We start from the raw sequence: 1,234 nt of genomic DNA on the forward strand, positions 1-1,234 counted from the left end.
GCGAAGGGGGGTCGGGCCATGACGGTGGGGCGGAATCCGTATCGGGGTCCGGCGCCGGCGTGGGTGCCGGTGCCCATGCCGGCCAGGGGCATGCCGCCGAGCAGGTTGCCCGGTCCCCCGGCTCCTTCGGGGGCGGCGCTGATGGCGCTGACCGGGATGGCGGTGTGTCCCATGGCCGGCACGGCCGGGCCGCCGGTCCAGGCCACCGGCACCGACAACTTGCCACCGATGGAGGCCGCGCCGCCGATGGCGGCGGCCGGGTGTACCGCTCCGGCACCGCCGCCGAGCAGGCCACCGAGTCCACCCAGGCCGGGCAGGGCCTTGGCCGCCGCGGGAGCCGCACCGCCGATCAACCCCACCGTCTTGGAGATCTGGGTGAAGGTGTTGGCCATACCGGTACTGAAGTAGGGCAGACCCTCCGTGTTATAGAACAAGCCGGCGAACGGGCTGTAGCCGTTGACAAGTGTCCCTAGGTTCGTCGGCAAGACGGTTTGGCCGGTCAACAGGAACCACAGCTCTTGCAGCGGGTTGGTGCTCGTCGTCGAAGCCGCGGCCTTGATCGGGGCGGTGGTCGTCGGCGCGGTGGTCGCTGCCTTTTGCAGGACGTTGGCTGTGTTGCTGGCGGTGGTGTTGGCCGCCGCGTTGGCCACCGTGCTGGACTGGGTGGCCGTGCCCGCATCGTTGGTGACCTTCGGCGCGGCCTGGAACTGCGTGATGCCCTTGGTCGCCGCCGTGGACTGCACCGAGTAGTTGGCCATCGCGCCGGCATCCTGCGCCCAAAACTCGCCGTACTGGGCCTCCAACTGCGCGATCGCCCCGGTGTTCTGCCCGATCACGTTGGTCGCCTGCAACTGCTGCACCAGGGCACGGTTGGCCGCGATCACCGGCGGCGGCACCACCGAGGAAAACGCCGCCTCATAGGCCGCCGCCGCCGCGCTGGCCTGCACGGCCGCCTGCTCAGCCTGCGCCGCCGTAGTCGCCAGCCACTCCGCATACGGAGTCGCCGCCGCCGCCATCGCCGCCGAGGCCGTGCCCGCCCACTCCTCACTGGCAAGCTGAGTCACCACGTTCTGATAGCTCAACGCCGCCGACTGCAACTCCGCGGCAATCGCATTCCACGCCGACGCCGCGGTCATCAACGACCCCGACCCTGGACCGGCGTAAATCCGCGCCGAATTAACCTCCGGCGGAAGCGCCCCAAAATCAAACACCATTGACTCCTTTAACCCGTCGC

Annotated in this window: 1 protein-coding gene; it reads right to left on the reverse strand. The window is 69.7% G+C overall.

The features are described 5' to 3' along the window. The coding region (locus tag A5758_RS24155) for a PPE family protein (protein WP_067745402.1) at positions 1-1,214 on the reverse strand (1,214 nt) is incomplete at its 3' end. Between the last annotated feature and the right edge of the window lie 20 nt (positions 1,215-1,234).

It is taken from the genome of Mycobacterium sp. 852014-50255_SCH5639931 (assembly GCF_001665605.1).
GTDB classification, from domain to species: Bacteria; Actinomycetota; Actinomycetes; order Mycobacteriales; family Mycobacteriaceae; genus Mycobacterium; species Mycobacterium paraffinicum.